The sequence below is a fragment of the uncultured Campylobacter sp. genome (assembly GCF_937997465.1).
Classification (GTDB): Bacteria; Campylobacterota; Campylobacteria; order Campylobacterales; family Campylobacteraceae; genus Campylobacter_A.
This window is the reverse complement of sequence record NZ_CALKTQ010000126.1, coordinates 1-20823: the sequence shown is the minus strand read 5'-3', so window position 1 is coordinate 20823 and position 20823 is coordinate 1. Positions and strand designations below refer to the sequence as shown.

Annotated in this window: 19 protein-coding genes; 10 read left to right on the top strand and 9 right to left on the bottom strand. The window is 45.9% G+C overall.

Annotated elements, in window-relative coordinates; genetic code table 11:
- Positions 1–190: 190 nt before the first annotated feature.
- Together Q0546_RS03950 and Q0546_RS03945 are read left to right on the top strand one after the other, a co-directional pair.
- Positions 191–883, top strand: coding sequence for a response regulator transcription factor (locus Q0546_RS03950; RefSeq protein WP_298790736.1), 693 nt, complete (start codon positions 191–193; stop codon positions 881–883).
- Positions 884–899: 16 nt separating this feature from the next.
- Positions 900–2138 carry an ArsS family sensor histidine kinase gene (locus Q0546_RS03945; protein ID WP_298790732.1) on the top strand — a complete coding sequence of 413 codons (1239 nt, stop codon included), beginning with the start codon at positions 900–902 and terminating at the stop codon, positions 2136–2138.
- 353 nt (positions 2139–2491) lie between these two features.
- On the opposite strand, the gene Q0546_RS03940 is transcribed toward Q0546_RS03945, so the two are convergent.
- The 5 genes from Q0546_RS03940 to secA form a co-directional block, all read right to left on the bottom strand.
- Positions 2492–2728 carry a hypothetical protein gene (locus tag Q0546_RS03940; protein WP_298055553.1) on the bottom strand — a complete coding sequence of 79 codons (237 nt, stop codon included), beginning with the start codon at positions 2726–2728 and terminating at the stop codon, positions 2492–2494.
- A 315-nt stretch (positions 2729–3043) separates the two neighbouring features.
- Entirely contained in the window at positions 3044–3256 is a 213-nt protein-coding gene (locus Q0546_RS03935; RefSeq protein ID WP_298055556.1) for a sodium:solute symporter, read from the bottom strand.
- A 36-nt stretch (positions 3257–3292) separates the two neighbouring features.
- Complete coding sequence (locus Q0546_RS03930; protein WP_298790729.1) at positions 3293–3724, bottom strand: hypothetical protein; 432 nt, start codon at positions 3722–3724, stop codon at positions 3293–3295.
- 472 nt (positions 3725–4196) lie between these two features.
- Entirely contained in the window at positions 4197–5393 is a 1197-nt protein-coding gene (locus Q0546_RS03925; protein ID WP_298790728.1) for an ABC transporter permease, read from the bottom strand.
- A gap of 239 nt (positions 5394–5632) precedes the next feature.
- A complete protein-coding gene (secA, locus tag Q0546_RS03920) occupies positions 5633–8218 on the bottom strand; it encodes a preprotein translocase subunit SecA (RefSeq protein WP_298790726.1) in 2586 nt (861 codons plus the stop codon).
- Positions 8219–8307: 89 nt separating this feature from the next.
- On the opposite strand from secA, the gene lolA reads away from it, so the two are divergent.
- Both lolA and Q0546_RS03910 read left to right on the top strand, forming a co-directional pair.
- Positions 8308–8820 carry a LolA-like outer membrane lipoprotein chaperone gene (gene lolA / locus Q0546_RS03915; RefSeq protein WP_298790724.1) on the top strand — a complete coding sequence of 171 codons (513 nt, stop codon included), beginning with the start codon at positions 8308–8310 and terminating at the stop codon, positions 8818–8820.
- Positions 8821–9123: 303 nt separating this feature from the next.
- Positions 9124–10455 carry a hypothetical protein gene (locus Q0546_RS03910; protein WP_298790722.1) on the top strand — a complete coding sequence of 444 codons (1332 nt, stop codon included), beginning with the start codon at positions 9124–9126 and terminating at the stop codon, positions 10453–10455.
- A 68-nt stretch (positions 10456–10523) separates the two neighbouring features.
- Here the strand turns inward: Q0546_RS03910 and nth are convergent, their stop codons facing one another.
- Positions 10524–11159: an endonuclease III gene (nth, locus tag Q0546_RS03905; protein WP_298790720.1), complete on the bottom strand. Its 636-nt coding sequence runs from the start codon at positions 11157–11159 to the stop codon at positions 10524–10526.
- A 105-nt stretch (positions 11160–11264) separates the two neighbouring features.
- Between nth and Q0546_RS03900 the strand changes: the two genes are divergently transcribed.
- From Q0546_RS03900 to Q0546_RS03885, 4 genes are read left to right on the top strand one after another with little or no spacing between them, the layout of a single operon-like run.
- Complete coding sequence (locus Q0546_RS03900) at positions 11265–12074, top strand: peptidyl-prolyl cis-trans isomerase (protein WP_298790718.1); 810 nt, start codon at positions 11265–11267, stop codon at positions 12072–12074.
- 14 nt (positions 12075–12088) lie between these two features.
- The gene (fbaA, locus tag Q0546_RS03895; protein WP_298790716.1) at positions 12089–13153 is read left to right on the top strand and encodes a class II fructose-bisphosphate aldolase; all 1065 of its coding nucleotides are present in this window, start codon (positions 12089–12091) and stop codon (positions 13151–13153) included.
- A 1-nt stretch (position 13154) separates the two neighbouring features.
- The gene (locus tag Q0546_RS03890) at positions 13155–14444 is read left to right on the top strand and encodes a MotA/TolQ/ExbB proton channel family protein (protein ID WP_298790714.1); all 1290 of its coding nucleotides are present in this window, start codon (positions 13155–13157) and stop codon (positions 14442–14444) included.
- Positions 14431–15453, top strand: coding sequence for an OmpA family protein (locus Q0546_RS03885; RefSeq protein ID WP_298790712.1), 1023 nt, complete (start codon positions 14431–14433; stop codon positions 15451–15453). The genes Q0546_RS03890 and Q0546_RS03885 overlap by 14 nt, the downstream gene beginning before the upstream one ends.
- Before the next feature lie 337 nt (positions 15454–15790).
- Here the strand turns inward: Q0546_RS03885 and Q0546_RS03880 are convergent, their stop codons facing one another.
- Positions 15791–17263: an SEL1-like repeat protein gene (locus Q0546_RS03880; protein WP_298790710.1), complete on the bottom strand. Its 1473-nt coding sequence runs from the start codon at positions 17261–17263 to the stop codon at positions 15791–15793.
- Positions 17264–17410: 147 nt separating this feature from the next.
- On the opposite strand from Q0546_RS03880, the gene hisD reads away from it, so the two are divergent.
- Positions 17411–18700 carry a histidinol dehydrogenase gene (gene hisD / locus Q0546_RS03875; RefSeq protein WP_298790709.1) on the top strand — a complete coding sequence of 430 codons (1290 nt, stop codon included), beginning with the start codon at positions 17411–17413 and terminating at the stop codon, positions 18698–18700.
- A gap of 337 nt (positions 18701–19037) precedes the next feature.
- Positions 19038–19328 carry a DUF5339 domain-containing protein gene (locus tag Q0546_RS03870; RefSeq protein ID WP_298790706.1) on the top strand — a complete coding sequence of 97 codons (291 nt, stop codon included), beginning with the start codon at positions 19038–19040 and terminating at the stop codon, positions 19326–19328.
- A gap of 463 nt (positions 19329–19791) precedes the next feature.
- Here Q0546_RS03870 and Q0546_RS03865 read toward each other — a convergent pair whose 3' ends face one another.
- Together Q0546_RS03865 and Q0546_RS03860 are read right to left on the bottom strand one after the other, a co-directional pair.
- Positions 19792–20454, bottom strand: a complete 663-nt coding sequence (locus Q0546_RS03865) for a hypothetical protein (protein ID WP_298790704.1) — start codon at positions 20452–20454, stop codon at positions 19792–19794.
- A 151-nt stretch (positions 20455–20605) separates the two neighbouring features.
- Positions 20606–20823 (bottom strand): YbaK/EbsC family protein (locus tag Q0546_RS03860; protein WP_298790702.1); only part of this gene is annotated, 218 nt, incomplete at its 5' end.

Sequence of the window (20823 nt, the reverse complement as noted above, 5' to 3'; positions counted from 1 at the left end):
AAATTCATAGCTTCAAATTTGAGCGTCTTAGTTTGGCTCAAATTTTACTAGCACACAAAATCTAGCGTAGGCTAGGCAGATAGTTTGCCGAGCTAAATTTAGCCGGCAGCGAAAAAGCGCTCGCCAGATAAGCCGCTACCGCCATTAAAAATTTAGTCAAAACTCGCTATAATCCCCAAAAGGACATAAAATGATAAAAATTCTAATGATAGAAGATGATTTAGAGCTAGCGGAAATTTTGACTGAGTTTTTAGCAAAAAGCGATATGAGCGTAACGACGGCGGAGGAGCCGTATATCGGACTTTCGACGCTAAACGTAGAAAAATTTGACCTCGTAATCCTAGACCTCACGCTACCGGGACTCGACGGCCTAGAAGTGTGCAAAGAGATCCGCAAGCGCCACGACGTGCCTATCATCATCTCTAGCGCACGCCACGACATCACCGACAAGGTAAATGCCCTAGATAACGGCGCGGATGACTATCTGCCAAAGCCTTACGACCCGCAGGAGCTGCTAGCTCGTATCAAAAGCCACCTGCGCCGCCAAAGCACTGTAGCGGGCGCAAATTTAAGCGGCGCAAAAGAGAGCGCACGCGAAAAAGACATCGCAGTAGATGATTTTAAGCACATCATCACGCTAAAAGGCGAGCCGTTAAATTTGACCGCGGCCGAGTACGACATCCTAAAATACATGCTACAAAAAGAAGGCGGCGCCATCACTCGCGAGGAGTTTATCTACAACTGCGCGAGCATCAGCGAGGACTCGACGAATAAGAGCATCGACGTCATTATCGGCCGCATCAGAGGCAAGCTAGGCGACGACCCCAAAGAGCCAAAATACATCCACGCCATCCGCGGCATCGGCTATAAGCTAATGCAGTAAATTTTAAAGCCCGCAAATGAAACGCTCATCGGTTTTTTACACTATCACTTTTATCTTCGCGCTTGCGCTTACGAGCATATTTCTCGCGTTTTTGTGGCTGATGGACTACGACAAGCAAAACTATGCGCGCGAGCTAAACGCCAAATACTCCACGATCGCTAGAAATCAGCTCTTTTTGATGAGCGGTATCATAAACGAAAAAGAATACGAGCGTCAAACGGGCGACTTTAAGATGCCTGAGATCACAAACGAACAGCAAAAAGAAGAGATCCTAGCAAACGCAACCGTGCTTGAGGAGATATCCGCAGACATCGGTTCTAGCGCCATCATGATCTATCAAAATCACCACTATCTAAAAGTCCAACACGTAGATAAAATCCTGCTTTTAAAGGATAACGACTATCAACCATACCGCTATGACATCATCAAGATTATCTTTTTGCTAGTTGCGATCATACTTCTGGCCGCTTACGTTTTTGTTATCAGGAAGCTAAAACCGCTAAGAAAGCTAAAGCGCCAGATAGCTAAATTTGCCGCGGGCGAGATCGACGAAGTACAAAACGTCAGCAGCGGTAACGACGAAATTTCCGAGGTTGCGGAAGCGTTTTACGACGCGGTTTGTCAGATTAAAAACCTAAACGCGTCGCGCAAGCTATTTTTAAGAAACATAATGCACGAGCTAAAAACGCCGATCACCAAAGGCCGCCTAGCCGCCGAAATGATCGAAAAGAGCAAAAACCAAGAGCGACTCGTGTCGGTGTTTATAAAACTCGAAAATCTCATAAACGAATTTGCCGCAGTCGAGCAAGTCACCTCAAACATCGCGCTAAATAACACCAAAATTTGCCGTATCGACGACGTCATCGACGAGGCTCTGGATATCGCGATGGTCGATCCCGGACAGGTCACGATCAGTAAGCTAGAGGACGTGAGCCTAAATGCAGACTTTAAGCTACTAGCGATCGCCGCCAAGAACATGATCGATAACGCGCTAAAATACTCTCCAAACAAGCACGTAAATATAACTATCACGCGCGAGTCGATCAAATTTATCAACAAAGGCGAGCGGTTATCAAAGGAACTGCGCCACTACGTCGAGCCTTTTACCAAGGGCGAAAGCGCGCAAAAGAGCTTCGGTCTAGGACTCTACATCGTCGAAAATATAATCAAAGCACATAAGCTAACTCTAAGCTACGAATACAAAAACGGGCTAAACGTATTTAGCTTTGAAAATCTGCAAAATATAGCGGCGTAGGCGTAAATTTGAGCGTTTGCCGAGCTGTGGCGCGCGGATAAAATTTGAGTTAAAATTTAAACCGAGCCACATTTGCTTAAATTTTAAAATTTGGCGTATCGTTTGCGACTAACTAAACGCCAAATTTTGAGCCCGTAAATTTGTCGCTTGTTTTAAATTTGTATCTGATCAAATTTAGTGGCTCCTCGCTACTCATAATAAAAAGACTTTGCAGGCGCGAAATTTAGCCTCGCCTTTTCGCACAGCACGTAAAAATCAACCTTGCCGCCGCGAGACTTAAACTCAAAATAACATTCGTAAAGCTTTACGAAGTATTCAAACTCTAAATTTAGCCGCGCGCTTATCTCGTGTTTTTATCTTGCGTCACGAGCTTCGCGGGTTAGTTGCTCATAGTATGAGCGCTCGATCAGGCAGCCATCTGGAAAGTGGTGCGCACCCCAGTCTAGCGCGTCTAGTAGCATGCAAAAGTATAGCTCCACAGTTCGCTCGTCGCAGCGCTCATGGCGGTATGCACGGCGCAAAAGCTCGTCCCCACCAAGCTCATGCAAACCGCGCATGTAAATCTGATGCGCCCAGCGTAGATGCGGCATCTCGCCTGCGTCGCAGCACCCTTTTAGATACTCGCCGACTAGCTCGCCGAGCCGAAATGGCAGCTCGCCGTTGCCGCGGTTTTTTAGATTTTTTAGCTCGCTTTTGCTTTCGTCTAAAATTTCGCGGCAAAGTTCGCCTAGTGCATAGTCCCGCTGCGTCTGGCTAAATTCGCTTTTAAATTTACCAACGGTGCCCTTTAGATACTCGTTTGCCAGCTTTTAGTCCCGTATCATAGAGCCTTAGGTATTCGCAGAGCTCAAATTTTAGCCGGCCAAAAGCGTCCGTTTGCATTTAGTTTCCTTGTCTGCGTAAATTTAGCGCATAAAAACCACGACTTGACTCTGCTCAAACGCGACCTTCCGCCCCGCTAGATATAGCTCGAAATAGGGCTTTAAAAAGTCCTCTTGTGGCCTTTGCGCGTAGTTTGGATACTGCAAATACGCCGACAGAAGGTAGTCGCAGTCGATCGAATAGTACGCCTCGCTGAGCACCCATAGCTTCACATCAAGCTTAGGCGAATCTATCATCCACTCGCCCCGTAGACGGAATCCGCAAGTTCGTCTTTATGCCCCCCTAAAATCAAAACTTTCCTGCACGCACGCGGATTTTATTTCGTTAAGCATTTTTAAAAACTCGTCATCACCGAGAAACTCGGCAAAAATTTTTAAATTTCGAACGTGCGCTAAAGCTAGGCTCTTAAGTCCTTCGTCATCAAATTTCGGATCCTGCGGTGGACAAAAATACCCCGGCGCCACGCCCCGACCAAACGCCTCTTGCGTCTGCTGCGCCGTGGCTGTGTAGATCGGCATTATGCGCGCTTGCAGCTCGGTGCCGTTTTGCAGCGGCGCAAACACCGTTTCTATACCGATGCCATCGGGCATAAAGCACTGAAAAAGTCCGTAAAACTTATCCTGCAGATCTATCTCTTTGCAATCTAAATCAAGATCCAGCCCTGCAGCCTCGTCAATGCGGCGCGCATACTCGAAATTCGTCATTTTTCTCCCCAAATTTGGATTAAATTTTGAGCATTATATCTTAAAGGGTCTCAAATTTTTGCTTGCAAATTAATATAATAACTTTCAAAATAGCAGCAAAATATGGCGTAAATTTAGCATAAGCACCAACCTTAAGCATAGCTTTTCTAAATGACGTAAGTAAATTTAGCAACCGTTGCAGTATAAAAAACATAGGCAAACTTACGGCTACTACTTGGTTGCGGATACCTTACACGATGTACAATTTCTAGTTTGGAGGGCAAATTTGACGCCGACGGCGGCTTAAATTTAAAAATTTACACGCGCGAGAATAAAAACTCGAACGAAAATAATTTAAAGCGGCGTATTTTTATATAAATAAAATTTCGCCGCTTTTTATATAATTCAAAAAATAGACGAGCCAGCGCGGTCAAAACAGCAAATTTTTATTCGCTCAAATTTAACCCAAAAGCATTTCGGCTAAAATGCCGATTTATTCATTCCTAAGCGTCTCAAGTACGTTTATTTGCGCGGCTTTTTTAGCAGGGTAAAACGACGAAAACGCCACTATAACGACCGCTCCGACCAAAATCATAACAAGATCGAGCAAAGATAACTCCATAGGAAGCTTCGCGCTGCCGTAAACGTCGGCTGGCAAATTTACGATATCAAAGCTACCGAGTAGCCATACGCCAAAGAGCCCGAGCACGAGTCCAAACACTATCCCACCTCCACCTATCGTGGCTCCCAGCGCAAAAAAGCTCTTTTTGATCTCGGCCTTGCTAGCGCCCAGCGAGAGTAGTAACGCGATCTCCTGGCGGCGATTCATGACGGTCATGAGCAGCGAGCTTACGATATTTAGTGAGGCAACTAGGATGATGAGCATCAAAACGATGAAAAGCGCGCGTTTTTCGAGAGCCAAAGCGGAGAAAAAGTTGCCGTTTTGCTGCCACCAGCCGATGGCTTTTTGTCCTAGCCGTAGCTCGCGCGAGATCTTTTCGATATCGGCGAACGGATCGTCTGAAAACACATGTATGCCGTCAAATTTGCCCTCATCGTACTCAAGTATCTTACGCAGCGCCTCCACGCTCGTGTATAGATAGCTTTTATCGTAGGCCACAAGCCCCGAGCTAAACGAGCTCACGACGTCAAAGCGCTTCATTTTGGGCGTTAGAGCAAAGCCGCTCGGGTCATTTTTGGTAAAAATGAGCGTGAGTTTGTCATTTTCGTTTATCATCATCTCGTTTTTGACGCCTTGACCTACGAGCAGGCCGTATCCGTCAAGCTCGCGGTCCTCAAGGCCGGCCGCAACGACTGAGTTTATCTGCTTTTCGTCGGCTGAATTTACGCCAAAAAGCAGTCCGCCCTCAAAGCTATTCGCCCCCTTTATGATAACTTGACTCATGATATATGGGCTAAATTTGAGATTCGGAAACTTTTGCTTTAGTTCGTTAACATCGCTCTCGTCGATGTTGCCGCGTATGGCAGAGAGGATCGTGATCGGGTAGTTCATGGTAAAAAGTTTGCGCTCAAATTCCTTGTCAAAGCCGTTCATGATCGCCATCGCAACGATGAGCACCATGAGCCCGACGCCCACACCTAGAAATGCTAGCAGCGCCGAAAGCATGATAAATGGCTGGGTTTTGTCAAACCGTAGATATTTAAAAAGTAGATATTTGGTTAGGCTCATTTGATTTTCCGTTGTTTAAATTTGGGCTTTGGTTTGCTCGCTACTTTTGCGTCGCTTTGTCTTGTTTAAATTTGCGCTGAGGCGAGTTTAAAATTTAAATCGTCCATCCGTGTAAATTTGACGCCAAATTTTTAAACCGCTTGCAAAAGCTAGGCGTTAAATTTACGACTTCGCGCCGCTATAAAAACGGCGGCTAACTTAAATGCAAAATTTAGCAAACCGCCGCCAAAACGCCAAAGCTAAATTTTATCCCAATCCTCAGCAAAAGCTCCTTTTTTAGGGCCGCTCTTGCCGTGGCAGTCTTTGTACTTTTTGCCGCTTCCGCACGGGCATGGGTCGTTTCTGGATACTTTTTTGCCGGGCTTTTCTTCGCTCTCGGGCACTCTAGCAATCTCGGTATCTTGCGCTTCTTGCGGCGCAGACTCTGTAGGCTCGGAGAAGCTTAAGCGTACGGCCGTTAGGAGCTTGATGCTTTCAAATTTAATGCGGCTAACGAGCTCCATAAAGAGATTAAAGCTCTCTTTTTTATACTCGGTGAGCGGATCTTTTTGGTTATAGCCGCGCAGTCCGATGCCGGTTTTTAGGATGTCCATCTGATATAAATGCTCGCGCCACGCAGTGTCTAGCACTTGTAGGCAAAGCACCTTTTCTAGGTATTTGCGCTGATCTTCGCCTATGACGCCCATTTTTTCCTCGTAGTCGGACTCAAATTTAGCTGTTATCTTCTTAACAAGCTCGGCGTAGTCGAGATCTTTTAGCTCGTCTGGCTGCATGAACGCGCCGTTTGAGATTATCACGGAGCTTAGTTTTTCGAGATTGTATTCGCTCTTTGGCTCGCCTGCGTAAATTCCGGCCTGAGCTAGCAGATGCTCGACAAATTCGGCACGATTTTGTTTGATTTTTTCGCCGACTTCAAAATTTGGATCAAGTAGCTCGTTTCTAAATTTATACACCGTTTTTCTCTGCTCGTTTGCGACGTCGTCGTACTCGAGGATGTGTTTTCGCGCTTCAAAGTGCAGGCTTTCGACCTTTTTTTGCGCATTTTCGACGGCTCTAGTGACCATTTTCGAGTCGATGCTTTCGCCCTCTTCGATACCAAGGCGCGTCATTATCGCTTTTATGCGGTCGCTGCCGAATATCCGAAGTAGATTATCCTCAAGGCTTAGATAGAAGCGGCTCACTCCAGGATCGCCCTGACGTCCCGAGCGGCCTCGCAGCTGGTTGTCGATACGGCGGCTTTCATGTCTTTCGGTGCCGATGATGTATAGACCGCCTAGGTTTCGCACCTCGTCGTCGATACGGATATCTACGCCGCGTCCAGCCATATTCGTCGCGATCGTAACCGCGCCGCGAGCGCCGGCTTGAGCGATGATCTCGGCTTCTTTTTCGTGATTTTTAGCGTTTAGCACGGAGTGCGGGATCTTTTCTTTTACGAGTAGGTTATGTAACTTTTCGCTCTTTTCGATCGAGGCGGTACCCACTAGTACGGGCTGACCGCGGTCGTGAGCCTTTTTGATCTCGTTGATGACGGCTTTAAATTTCTCGTTTTCTGTTTTATAGATGAGATCGTTGTTGTCTTTTCTGATAACTGGCACGTTTGTCGGGATCGATACGACGTCAAGCTTGTAAATTTGCGAAAACTCGGTCGCCTCCGTCTGCGCCGTACCCGTCATGCCCGATAATTTTTTGTAAAGCCTAAAGTAGTTTTGAAATGTAATATCGGCTAGCGTTTGGCTCTCCTCTTGGATCTTTACGCCCTCTTTAGCCTCGAGCGCTTGGTGCAAGCCCTCGCTAAATCTTCGTCCTTCGCTAAGACGCCCCGTAAATTCATCTACGATTACGACTTGCCCGTCACGAACTACGTAGTGCACGTCCTTTTCAAAGAGATTATGCGCCTTTAGAGCTTGGTCTAGGTGGTGGCTCAAAATCGCGTTTTCCATATCGTAGAGATTTGCCACACCAAAGAGCTTTTCGGCCTTTGAGATGCCCTCTTCGGTGATGGCTATAGTGCGGTTTTTCTCATCGACGGTAAAGTCGCCCGTGGCCTTTTCTTGCGGAGTCGCAGGCGGTTCGCCTCGCTTCATTTGGCGCGCGACCTCGTTTGCTTTGATGTAGCCGTCTAGCGTGCGGTTTGTAGGACCCGAGATAATGAGCGGAGTCCTGGCCTCGTCAATGAGGATACTATCGACCTCGTCCACGATGACGAAGTTATGCTCTCTTTGCACCTTGTCTTTGAAATCCATTTTCATATTGTCGCGTAGGTAGTCAAAGCCAAATTCGTTATTCGTGCCGTACGTGATGTCGCTATCGTATGCCGCTTTGCGCGCCGAGTCGTCGTATTCGCCGCCTAGTATCACGCCCACGCTAAGGCCTAGAAATTTATAAATCTCACCCATTTGCGTCGCGTCGCGTTTGGCGAGGTAGTCGTTTACGGTCACGACGTGCACGCCTTTGCCGCTCATCGCATTTAGAACGACGGGCAAGCTTGCTACGAGGGTTTTACCTTCGCCCGTTTTCATCTCGGCGATCTTACCGTCGTTTAGTACCATACCGCCGATTAGCTGAACGTCGAAATGGCGCATGTTTAGCGTCCTTTTACCCACCTCTCGCACGATGGCAAATACATCGTCTAGCAACTCGTCCTGACTCTTTTCTCCGTTTTGTACCTGTGCTTTAAATTCGTTAAATTTTGCCTTTAGCTCATCATCGCTCATCGCTTGATATTTGCTCTCGAGCGAGTTTATGTAGGCGACTCGTTTGAAATATTTTTTTACTTCCCTGTCATTTTTCGTGCCAAATACCTTCTGCATAAACGCCGTTATCATTTTTAGCCTTTTTAAATTTTGTTAAAGCTTGGATTTTAACATTTTATTATTTAAACTTAGCTAGAATTTCGCCCGATAAAGGAAAATATATGAAAAAAATTTTAGCATTTTTGCTCTTTTGCGCCTCGGCTTTCGGAGTTACGTTAAATTTCGTCACGCTTCAAAGCGACTTTATACAAACCATCACAAGCGAGAACGAAACGGTCGATTATTTCGGTAAATTTTACGCAAAAAGCAACAACCGCGCCTACTGGATCTACGAGCGTCCGACGCCTAAAAAAATCTACTTTGATAAAAACCGCGTTGTCGTGATCGAGGATGCCCTCGAACAAGCGATCATCTCTAAATTTGAAAAGGCGCCCAATCTAATCGACGTCGTTAGAAACGCGGTTAAGATCACCGACACTCTCTACAAAGCCAAATACGACGGCGTAGAGTATCTAATCACCGTCAAAAACTACATCCCGACAAGGATCGATTACGAGGATAAGCTCGGCAACAAAATCAAAATCACGCTAAGCAATACGAAAAAGGATTTTAAGATAAGCGATGATTTGCTGACACCGGTGATACCGTCGTATTATGACGTCATAAACCAATAAACTCTTTGCAAAAAGTGGCTTGTCTTTTTCCTTCATACTTCGTTGGATTTAAATTTTACTCGGTCACTACCGACGAGGTAGCTCCCGTCGTAAAATTTAAATCCGCCTCGTCTAGAACAAAAATACTTCGCCTTTAAATTTGCGGTGATTTGCCTCAAGAGTGATTTTAAATGAATTTTTGCTTCGCTTTGCTCGCAACTACTTCTTAAAAAGCTGCGAACACAAAGAATGAAGCAGAGCGGACGCTAAAATTTGCTCGGCGAGACCACCCGCCGCAAATAGCAAATTTAAAAGGATATAAAAATGGAAAACCATATCAAAAATTTTCTGCAAAATTGCGAGCAGATTGTTAAATCACAAGCAAAGAAATACGAAAACCGTAGCCCTTTCGCAACTAAAATTCCACCCGTTTTTATACTGCCTTATGATGAATTTGAGAAAAAATACAACTCAAATTTATATTTAGATGGTAGTTTTGACGTGCTGGTGTTTGATGGCGATCTTAGCCTGTCGGGAGGCACGATAAATTCCGCTTGGCTTAAGGATAAATTTAGCGATGCGGGTGGTAAAAATAGCGCACGAGCGATGTTTGTTAACGGAAATTTATTTTTTGATGGCGATATCATCGATGATGATTATATGTTTTTACAAGTCGCCAAAGATACGGCGTGCGATTATCTGCATTCGCAGGACGGCGTTATCGCGATCGGCGGCAATCTAACGGCGCTTTGGGGCATAAGCGGCGAATACAACGACGGAATGTTGCAGGTTTTTGGAAAAACGCAAGCGCCGTATATCGTCTCAAACGACCACACAATGCCTGATCATAGCGCTAGCGAATGCGTCTATATCCTAGACGGACGGATCGGTCGAAGCTACCTAGGTGCGCTTGATGGTTGGGAATTTTTTGAAAATAGCGAGCTGATGTTTAAGGATGGAATTTGCGAAGATGAGTATCAGATCGATATTTCTACCTTTTTTAAATTCGTAAAAAAGGGCGCTAATCCGCTGGTGGATTTTAAAACTTTTGAAGCTAGAAAAGCCGCCTGGGACGAAGAAAATGAAGAGCAGGAGCCCGAATACGCAAGCGATCTGCCCAAAAATTCCGAGACTATCGCCGAGACGATATATTTAGAAAATTTCAGCGGCAGCGATGAGGAGCTATACGAGTATATGATGAGCGAATTCGAGGCCATAGAAAAAATCGGCGACGAAAGTGAAAAATATGCCTATGGCGGCAGAGCCTTCGAGCTATCTATCATCGCGGCGAGGATGGCGGAAAATTGGCGGCTGATTACCCAGCGTTACTCTGCGCGGCAGATAGACGAGCTACGCAAAATCATCATTAAGAGCGCGACTAATTTAGCCGATTATTTTTTAAAAATCGGCGATAAAAAACAGCTTGCGTTCATCTATGAGTTTTTAAACGACGATGCGGTGAGCATCGAAAAAGACGAGCCGTTTTTATACGAAACGCTGGTACGTGCGGGCCTAGCGCTGCAAGATTACGATAATACTTACGCATTAGTGTCCGTCATCGATAAAAAGTCCGAATTTCTGCCGCAGGAGATGGTAAAAAGCATCGCGGACGTGATTAAAAGCGAAGGATACCGGGCTTGGCTGGCAAAGCGGTAGGCATCAAAAAGTAAAATTTCATAAAATTTTAAATCCGTAAAATTTAGCCCGCATTCGTAAGCTAAATTTTACGGAAAATTCTTATCCTTGCTGCTGCACAGCTCGTTTAAAAAGCACTCCTTGCAGTTCGGCTTTATCGCCTTACAGGTGTAGCGGCCGAAAAGCACCATGCCTTGGTGCAGCTTGCCAAGATCCGTCTTAAAAGCCTCGCTCAGATCACGCTCTGTAAGCTCAGGCGTCTTTGCACGGCTCAGCCCCAGGCGATGCGCGACGCGAAAGACGTGCGTATCCACCGCCATCACGTTTGCGCCCGCGCCCTCCAAAAGCACGACGTGAGCGGTCTTTTGCCCCACGCCCGCAAGAGATTTTAGCCCCGCTTCATCAAGCGGCACGACGCCGCCGAAATCGCTAACCACCGCCTGCGCCATTTTGATTAAATTTACCGCTTTGTTGTTGTAGAAATTGCACGAGCTGATTAGCAGCTTTACGCTTGCCAGATTGGCCTTTGCGAGCTCCTCAACGCTAGGAAATTCCGCAAAAAAGCGCGGCGTGATCAAATTTACCCGCTTGTCGGTACACTGCGCGCTAAGCATCACGCAGACCAAAAGCTGATAGGTGTCTTTAAATTTCAGCTCACTGCGCTCTTCTGCAAAGTTTTGCAAAATTCTCTTTTTTATCTCTAAAATATCTTTCTTACTTCTCATTTGCATCTCCTCAAGGCGGAATTCTACCCTAAAATTCTAAAGTACAGTTTGATTGTTAACAACTTTGAGTTATAATCGCCATTAAAATTTTTTTAAGGAATTATGATGAAAAAAGTTTTATTTACAGCACTTAGTTTGGCTGCCGCTATCAGCCTCAACGCTACCGTTTACGCTACCGTAAATGGCAAAGACGTAACCGAAAAAGAGCTTGCTCCGCTACTTCAAGGCATAGGCAATGTAGATATCGCCGCTCTTAATGCCGATCAAAAGAAGGAGCTTATCGATAAAGGTATCGATCTGATGCTGCTAACGGATGAAGCTAAAAAATCGGGCGTTATGGACGAAGACGTTTATAAAAAAGAGCTTGAAATCGTAAAAGATAACTTAGCGCTTCGTGTATGGCAGGCTAAAGAAGCCAGCAAAATAAATATCGACGATAAAGAAATAGCCGATTTTTATAACAAAAACAAAGCGCGCTTTACCGAGCCTGCGAGAATCAAAGCGGCTCAGATCGTCGTTAAAACCGAAGCTGAGGCAAACGATATTATTAAGCAGTTAAAAGGGCTTAGCGACAGTGCACTATTTACTAAATTTGCAGAGCTTGCCAAAGCTAAATCTATCGATCCGCAGGCTAAACAAACCGGCGGCGAGCTAGGCTGGATGCCTAGCGATCAGGTCAAGCCTTTTGCCGATGCGATCTCTAAGATAAAAGATGGTCAAATCACTACTAAAGCTATTAGAAGCAGAGTCGGATATCACGTCGTGTTAAAAGAGGAGTCTCAAGCTAAAAAGCAGTTAAGTCAAAGCGAGGCAAAGCCTTTTATAGAGCGCGTACTTAGACAGCAAAAAGCGGCAAAAGCAGTCGAGCAAAAAGCGGCAGATCTTCACAAAAACGCCAAAATCGAGTATAAATAATATAGGAGCTAAAAATGGGCGTTTTAGATATAGTAAAACCGGGCGTTTTAAGCGGCGATGACGTAAGTAAGGTCTATGCGTATGCGAAGCAGCAGGGCTTTGCGATCCCTGCGGTAAACGTAGTGGGATCAAATTCCATAAACGCCGTCTTGGAAAGCGCTAAAATCGCAAATTCGCCCGTTATTATTCAGTTTAGCAACGGCGGCGCAGCGTTTTACGCGGGCGCTACTTGCCCTAATGCCGCGGTTTTGGGCGCTATCGCGGGTGCGCGCCAGGTGCATGCTCTGGCAGCCCATTACGGCGTTGCGGTGATTTTACATACCGATCATGCCGCAAGGAAGCTGCTCCCGTGGATTGACGAGCTCATCGAAGCTAATGCCGCTCATAAAAAAGCTCACGGCGTGCCGCTGTTTAGCTCGCACATGCTCGATCTTAGCGAGGATGATTTGGAGCTAAATTTAGCGACCTGCGAGAAGTATTTGGAAATTTTAAGCGATCTTGGAATTTCGCTTGAGATCGAGCTTGGCGTCACGGGCGGCGAAGAGGACGGCGTCGATAATACCGGCGTCGATAATGCGCGGCTTTACACCCAGCCCGCAGATGTCGCGCTTGCTTACGAGCGACTTGGCAAAATCAGCGATAGATTCAGTATCGCAGCAAGCTTCGGCAACGTCCACGGCGTGTATAAGCCGGGCAACGTCGTGCTGCGACCCGAAATTTTAAAAAATTCTCAAAAATTCGTGCGCGAAAAATTTAATCTACAATCCGAAAAGCCCGTAAATTTTGTCTTTCACGGCGGCAGCGGCAGCGAGATCTCCGACATCAAGGCAGCCGTTAGCTACGGCGTAGTTAAGATGAATATCGACACCGACACGCAGTGGGCGTTTTGGGACGGCGTGCGCGCTTATGAGGCCAAAAATCGCGGCTATTTGCAAGCTCAAATCGGCAATCCGGAAGGTGAGGATAAACCGAATAAAAAATTCTACGATCCTCGCAAATGGCTGAGAGCAGGCGAGCAGAGTATGGTGGCGCGCTTGCAGGTCGCATTTGACAATCTAAATTGCCTAAATAGGAACTAATATGGATCGCCCGAATAACGAAGTGCTCGATATCACGCTACCTGAGGCGAAGGAGCGCTCGCTAGCGGGCGTTTTTTTTAAGATCGCAGCTCTGCCGATTGCGGTTTTTGTGGTGTTTTTGCTGGGCTATTTGGGGCTTATCGGGTTGAAGGTAGAAACGCACTCGATCCTGATGCTTGCGGTTTTGCTCATTATTGCACTAATTTTAGCTCGTCATAATGCAGAATATGGCTGCTTAAATTTTCAAAATAATATCGATGATTTCAAGCGTGAGCTGAAAAATTACATCGTCGCCAATCTCTTAAGTATCGGCGGCAAAAAAAAATCAGATGCCAGCTTTGATCTTTTTGTGGACGAATACGGCTACTCGCTGCGTAATCAAAACTACGCTTCCGTCGCGTCGGCAGTCTTTCCGATGCTTGGAATTTTAGGAACTTTCATCTCGATTGCGATTTCGATGCCGCACTTTTCCTCAAGCAATATCGATGGGCTCGAAACCGAGATCGCGCAGCTTCTAGGCGGCGTAGGTACAGCATTTTACGTCTCGATCTATGGAATTTTCTTAGCGCTTTGGTGGATATATTTTGAGAAAAAAGGCATTAGCAAATATGAGCGTCTGCTCATTAAATACAAAAATTCCACTAAAAATTTTTTCTGGAACAAAGACGAAATAACACAGGGCTATCTGAATGAAATTTTAAACGCTAATTCTGAAATTTCGCGCTCATTTGCGATGATGAGCTCTACGAATTTTACCGAAAGGCTAAACCGCCTAATCGATGAAAAAATCGGCGCTTTTGAAAGCGTAATGGAAGCCGAGAAGCGAAGTATGGCGATTACACAAGAAGAGCTTGAAAAGGCAGGAGAGATGATCCAAAGGACAAATCTCGCTCACGGTGAGTTAGATAAGAGCTTCGCTCAAATTTTATCTGCGCTTAAGTCCGTGTCTGCAAGCCTAATCGAAATTCAAAACGGAATTTCCGCGCAGTATCTAAATCAGTCTAAGACTTTAACGGACGGGCAAGGCGAGCTGGCTAACATTACTAGTGCATTAAGCGCTCAAATCAAGAGCCTAAATGCTTCCTTGGGCGGGTTTGCGGGCGAAATTTCAAGTTCGCAGAATGCTTACGCCGCTAAAATTGACGCTAGCTTTAAGGGGTTAAGCGCGGATTTGAAGGCCCTTTTAGCTGGAGAGGACACTGCGCGAACGAGCAACGAAAGCATCATCGAAGAGCTTCGAAAAACGCTTGCGAGCATCGATGAAAAAGCACTTTTAGATGAAAACGAATAACGAAGAAAAAGAGACCTTTTGGATTGCGTACGCCGATTTGATGGCGGGACTGCTTTTTGTTTTCGTGCTTTTAGTAGGCGGCATCATCGTCAAATACTTCCTCACGCAAAGCAACCTGCAGGAGAAAGAAAGTCAAATTTCAAGCGCTCTAGCAAGCCTTCAAAGCCAGGAGAAAAAAAGCGCCGAGCTTGAAGCGCTGAATAAAATTTTTAGCGATCAGCTCGAGAAGCTAAACATAGAAAACACCGACCTTCGCAAGCAAAATTCCATCTACTTCATACAGATCGAAGACCTAACCGAGATGGCAGAAAAGCTGAAAAAAGAGAATTTAGACATCAACTCGCTTCTGCAAAAAGCGCGCGACGACGCCAACGCTACGATCAGCCAAAACGAGCTTAAAATCGCCTTTTTGCTTGATCAGCTCACGAAGAAGGAGAGCGATTTTAATAAAATTTTACAAGACCTCAACGTCACGAAAAACCGCATCCGTAACCTAACCGGAATGAAGGTCAAGATCATCGCCGATCTGAAGGAGAAGCTGGGCGGCAAGATCCGCATCGATAACGAAAGCGGCGCGATGACGCTAAGCTCGTCGATCCTTTTCGACAAAGGCTCAAGCGAGCTAAAAGAGAGCGCCAAAGAGACGCTTCGCTCGACGCTGCAGAGCTATTTTGCCGCGCTTTTGAATAACGACGAAATTCGCGAAAATTTAGATCAGATCATCATCGAAGGGCACACGGACAGCGACGGCGGATATTTGTACAACCTCGAGCTCTCGCAAAACAGAGCGTTTGCGGTGATGGATTTCATCAACTCGTGGAATAAAGATGAGCGACTGCAAAAATACCTCATCGCCAGCGGTCGCAGCTACACGCAGCCCGTGATGCGTAGAGGCGTCGAGGACAAGGACGCTAGCCGCCGCATCGAGATAAAATTTACCCTTTCAAACAAAGAGGCGATGGAGGAGATCAGGAAATTTTTGCAGTTCGACGCGAACGCTACGAATTAGTGGCTCACCCTTAACGGCTCGCTCGAAATTTTAGCCCGCAAAAAAGAGGGCTTAAAATTTTAAAATTCCTAAAGAATTAACGTCTCATCTGAAATTTTAACGGTGGCGGAACGTATCCTTTTATTTTGGCGCGAATGTCGTTGTAATTTGGCGGCTCACTAAATTTTACACACCGCTTACGCAGCATCTGCCGCGGCGGGAATGGGTTTAAATTTTAAGTCCGCGCATTTTGCGCGCTTTTAGTACCGCCGCGCGGATAATATGGTTTAAATTTAGACCTTTAAATTTAAGCCACAAATTTAAACGGGCTTAACGGGCGGCTTAAAATTTAAATGGATCAAAAACCTTGCTCGTTTAGTTTTTTATAGGTGTAGCAACTGCGTTTAATCCCTAGATCGCAGGCTTTACCATAGTATTTTTTCGCCATACTCTTATCTTTTTTTACCCCTTTGCCGGATTCATATAAATATCCAAGATTATTGCACCCTTCGGCAATTTCTAAATCACAAGCCTTGGAAAATAATTTATTTGCTATTTGGTAATCTTGTTTTACACCTTTTCCTTGTTCATATAAAGCTCCTAAGTTGACACATCCTAGTCCATCTCCAAGATTGCAAGCTTTAGAATACAGGTCTTTTGCTTTTTCAAAGTCTTGTTTTACACCTTTACCAGACTCATATAGAACCCCGAGACTATTGCAACCTTCACCGACATCCAAATCGCAAGCTTTAGAATATAGCTCATTTGCTTTGTTATAGTTTTGCTCTATGACTTCCCCTTGTTCATATAAAACTCCTAGATCACTACATCCTAGCCCGTTCCCCAAATTGCAAGCTTTGGAATATAGTTCGCTCGCTTTCTTATAGTCCCGCTTTACACCTTCGCTGGAACTATACAAAACTCCTAGATTATAGCATCCTGTGTTATGCCCCAAATCGCAAGCTCTAGAATATAAATTTATTGCTTTTTCAAAGTCTTGTTCTATGCCTTCGCCTGAGGCATACCAAAACCCTAGAGCATAGCATCCTATGCTATATCCTAAATCACAAGTCCTAGAAAACAATTCATTTGCTTTCTTATAGTCCTGCTTTGTATGATTGCCTAAATAGTATGAAGCTCCAAGATTGTAACATCCTTCGGCAACTTCTAAATCGCAAGCTTTAGAATAGAATTGATCCGCTTTTTGGTAGCTTTGTTTTACGCCTTCCCCTTTTTCATATAAAATTCCAAGATTGTGGCAGCTTTCGCCATGTTTTAAATCGCAAGCTTTTAAATATAGCTCGCTTGCTTTTTTATAATCCTGTTTTACGCCTTCGCCCGAGGCATATAAAAGCCCAAGATTGTAGCATCCGTCACCTTCTTGCAAATCGCAAGCCTTGGAAAGCAGTTCGGTTGCTTTTTTGTAATCTTGCTTTACTCCTTTGCCTGAGTAGTATAAAACACCCAGATTGCCGCAAGCTATGCTATTTTTTAAGTCGCAGGCCTTAGAATATAGTTCGGTCGCTTTTTTATAATCTTGTTCTACGCCCTTGCCGTATTCATATGACGCCCCTAAGGTGGTGCAACCCCAGCCGTCTCCCAAATTACAGGCTTTAGAATTTAGCTCTTTTGCTTTCTCATAATCCTGCTTCACGCCATCCCCTGAATAGTATGCCATGGCGAGATTCACGCATGCTAAGGTATTGTTGCTATCGCATTCGCTTTGTAATCTGCTTATACCGGGATCTTCTTGTTCCGCCGATGGCAAAGCCGTGGCTTCTGCTAGCGATAAAGCCGCCGTAGCGATCAGCGCTAAAAATATCTTTTTCATACATCGCTCCATTTAAAATTTCGGCTATTTTATTTCATTTTCGCTTAATCTTTTGAAAATCGGCGAGCTGTAAATTTACATCGCCGCGAGCTTAAAGGCGAAATTTAGCAAAAAGCGTTAAAATTCCAAGCATTACAAGGAGCGAAAATGAAAATTTTAAGAAGCACGGACGCAAATTTCAAAGAGGAATTTGCGAGGTTGGTGCGCCGCGGCGAGACGGATATGAGATCGGTAATGCCCGTCGTAAGCGGCATCATCGAGGAGATCAGAGCGCGCGGCGATGAGGCGCTAGCTGAACAGATTGAGAAATTTGACAGATGGCGCGTGCAGGGCGATCTGGCTATCACGCAAGAGCAGATGAGTCTCGCGTATGAAGGCTTAAGCGCAGAGCTAAAAAACGCGCTTCAGATCGCATACGAGCGCATCTACGCTTATCATGAAAAACAGCTTGAGAGAAGCTGGTTTAGCTTCGATCCAAGCGGCGCGATGCTCGGGCAAAAGATCACGCCCGTGGATCGCGCGGGGCTGTATATCCCGGGCGGCAAGGCGGCGTATCCGAGCTCGCTTCTGATGAATGCGATCCCCGCAATCGTCGCGGGCGTGGAGGATATCAGCGTCTGCACTCCCGCCGTGGGCGGCGTCGTAAACGAGCTACTGCTCGCGGCGATGCATGTGCTGGGGATCAAAAAGGCCTACAAGGTGGGCGGCGCCAGCGCGATCGCGGCGATGGCATACGGCACGCGCACGATCGGCAAGGTCGACGTCATCACGGGTCCCGGGAATATCTTCGTAGCGACCGCTAAAAAGCTCGTGTTCGGCGATGTGAATATCGATATGATCGCGGGTCCTAGCGAAGTGGGCATCATCGCAAACGCTGCGGCAAATCCGCGCAACATCGCCGTGGATCTGCTTAGCCAAGCCGAGCACGACGAGATCGCAAGTAGCTTTTTGATAAGCGACGATGAAAAATTCGCTCTTGCCGTCGCAGAGCATATAGAGCAGCAGCTTCCTACGCTCGTGCGTGAACCGATCGCTCGCGCTAGCATCCAAAACAAGGGCGCGATCATCATCGCGCGCGATATGAATGAGTGCGTCGATCTGATGAACGAGCTTGCGGTCGAGCACCTCGAGATCGCGACCGAGAACGCCTACGAGCTGCTTCCGCGCATACGCCACGCAGGCGCGATATTTTTGGGCCACTACACGCCAGAGGCGATGGGCGATTACCTCGCAGGTCCTAACCATACGCTGCCGACCGGCGGAAGCGCGCGATTTTTCTCGCCTCTAGGGGTTTATAACTTCATCAAACGAAGCTCGATCATAGCACTAAATAAGCGCGCCATAGACGAGCTTGGGGGCGCGTGCATGGCGCTAGCGGACGCCGAAGGGCTCGGCGCGCACAAAAAATCGGTGCAAATTAGATTTGAAGAGAAGTGATTTTGCGGCGGTAGCGAAATTACGAAATGAAATTTTAAAAAAGCGGCTCAGGGCTTAAAATTTGCCCGCATATGGCTTAAGGCGGTTCGCATGCAGCTTAAAAATTGCGAAGCGAAATTTTAAAGAGCACCGACGGCAGTTGCGAAACCAAGAGCTGAAATTTTAAAATTTAAAGACGAGTTAAATTTTAAAAAATGTAAGCGTCGCGGCGAGAGTAAAATTTTAAAATTTCAAAAGCGCTATAAATTTAAAAAAACAGCCGTATTTGATTAAAATTTAAGGCAAATTTACTAAGCGAAATGATATACTTTCGCTGATTTTTTACAAGGAGAGAAAAATGAAAAAATCACTTTTAGTTTTGGCTAGTTTTGGCTTTGCGCTAAGTCTTAGCGCCGCAGATCTTTCAAATAGCTGCAAAGAGTACTTCGCAGATCTTGATAAGATGGTTGATACCTACAAACAAGCTGGTCAAGAGCAGCAGGTCAAGATGTATGAGGATCAAAAAAAGCAGTCTATGGATCAGATCAGCGCACTTCCTAAGGAGCAGCAAGAGGCCACTTGCAAACAAGCTAAAGAGATATTTAAGCAGATGATGGATCAGATGAAACAACAAGGCGCTATGAAATAAATACCTTCGCGGGCACGATGATGCCTTCTTCAGTCGCGGCGATACGATATCGTCGCGATTAATTCTTTTTAAACTCACACTTTTATTTTAAAAATTTTTAAATTTTAAAATTTGGATGTTTTATCCTCGCTGCTTTCGGGGCGCACCAAGAATTTCAGATTTGATATTTAGCTTGTTGCAGGAAGTCAAAACCAATAAAGCGCTCGTCGTCGTTAAAATGCTCCGCAAGGCGACGCATCTTAGTGGGACGCTGCGGTGCACCAAAGATTTACGAGCCGTTTTGGCGCGGCTCGAAACAGCGCCTCATCAATATGATGAATTCGAGGCTCGGTTTGAGCGTTATTTTATCGCGATTTGAAATAGCTGGGCTCATAGATAGAGCAAATTCGCGTCTCAGTTTGCGGCTCTGCTTATGAATTTACGGCTTTACGACCAAAAACATCTCGCAAGATCGCCTTGGATTTTAATCCTTAGTAACGATCGTGCCGTTTTGTATTTCGTGCACGCAGACATTTCTGTGCAGCTCTTTATCGCTATCTAAAGTATAGTAGTGCGTTGTTACTGTGCAGCGTAAATCGGCGTCGATGACGAACTCCTGCTTGGCGCGCATCGGCGGCTTGCTTTTACCGCAGTGCACGTAATCGGCGTAAATTTCGCGACAATCGCTTATACGAAATGCGTCGTTTAAAAGGCACATAAAAACATATTCGTGCCCACGTTCGCTATCTTGAAAATCCATCAGATAAAGCCTTAGCAGAATTGTTTTGGCGCTCTTTTCGGGCAAACGACAAGCCCTTATGTCTTTGATCCTCTCCCAATACGCGCTTAGATTGTCGATTAAAAAATTCTCCTTTGCGAACAAAAACAGCTCATTTTTATCAAGTAAATTTTTATCGATAGCCGCTAAGGGCGAAATTTCTCCCGGATAGCGAATCGGCAGTTGCGCGATCGGTAGATCGTCGTAGATATCTTTCATACTCTGATAAATCTCTGGCCGCGGCGCATCGTCTTCCTTGGCTGTGGCATTTTCCATGCCGCATAACGCAAGTAGACACAGCAAAAATATCCACACCTGCTTCACAACATTCCCCCTTGTTTCGGTCGTGACCTCTTTGCTTCTGATCATACTGCAAATTTTAAAGCTTTAATATGAAGAAAAAAGATCAAAAATCAAAGCGCCGCTTTACAACCACTCTCGCACTGTCTTTTTCTACCATTGCTTTTGGGTTAATTTAATCCGAGTCCTCTTGTTCTTGTGTGAAACGGACGATGCGCGGTTATTCGCCTTCCGTAGCCCCTTCGGTGAAGCTAACGATGCGCGGAGCTGCGATGCGCGCGTAATCCTGCGCGTTTAGAATGATCGAGTGATCGAGCAGGCCCGCGTTGAAAGCGATCTCTTCAAAGCGTCCGAATAGCGACGGATCGGCGATTAGCAGCAGCTTGTCGTGGAAGCTAAACGGCGGCACCGAGCCGATGACGCAGTCCGTGAGATCGC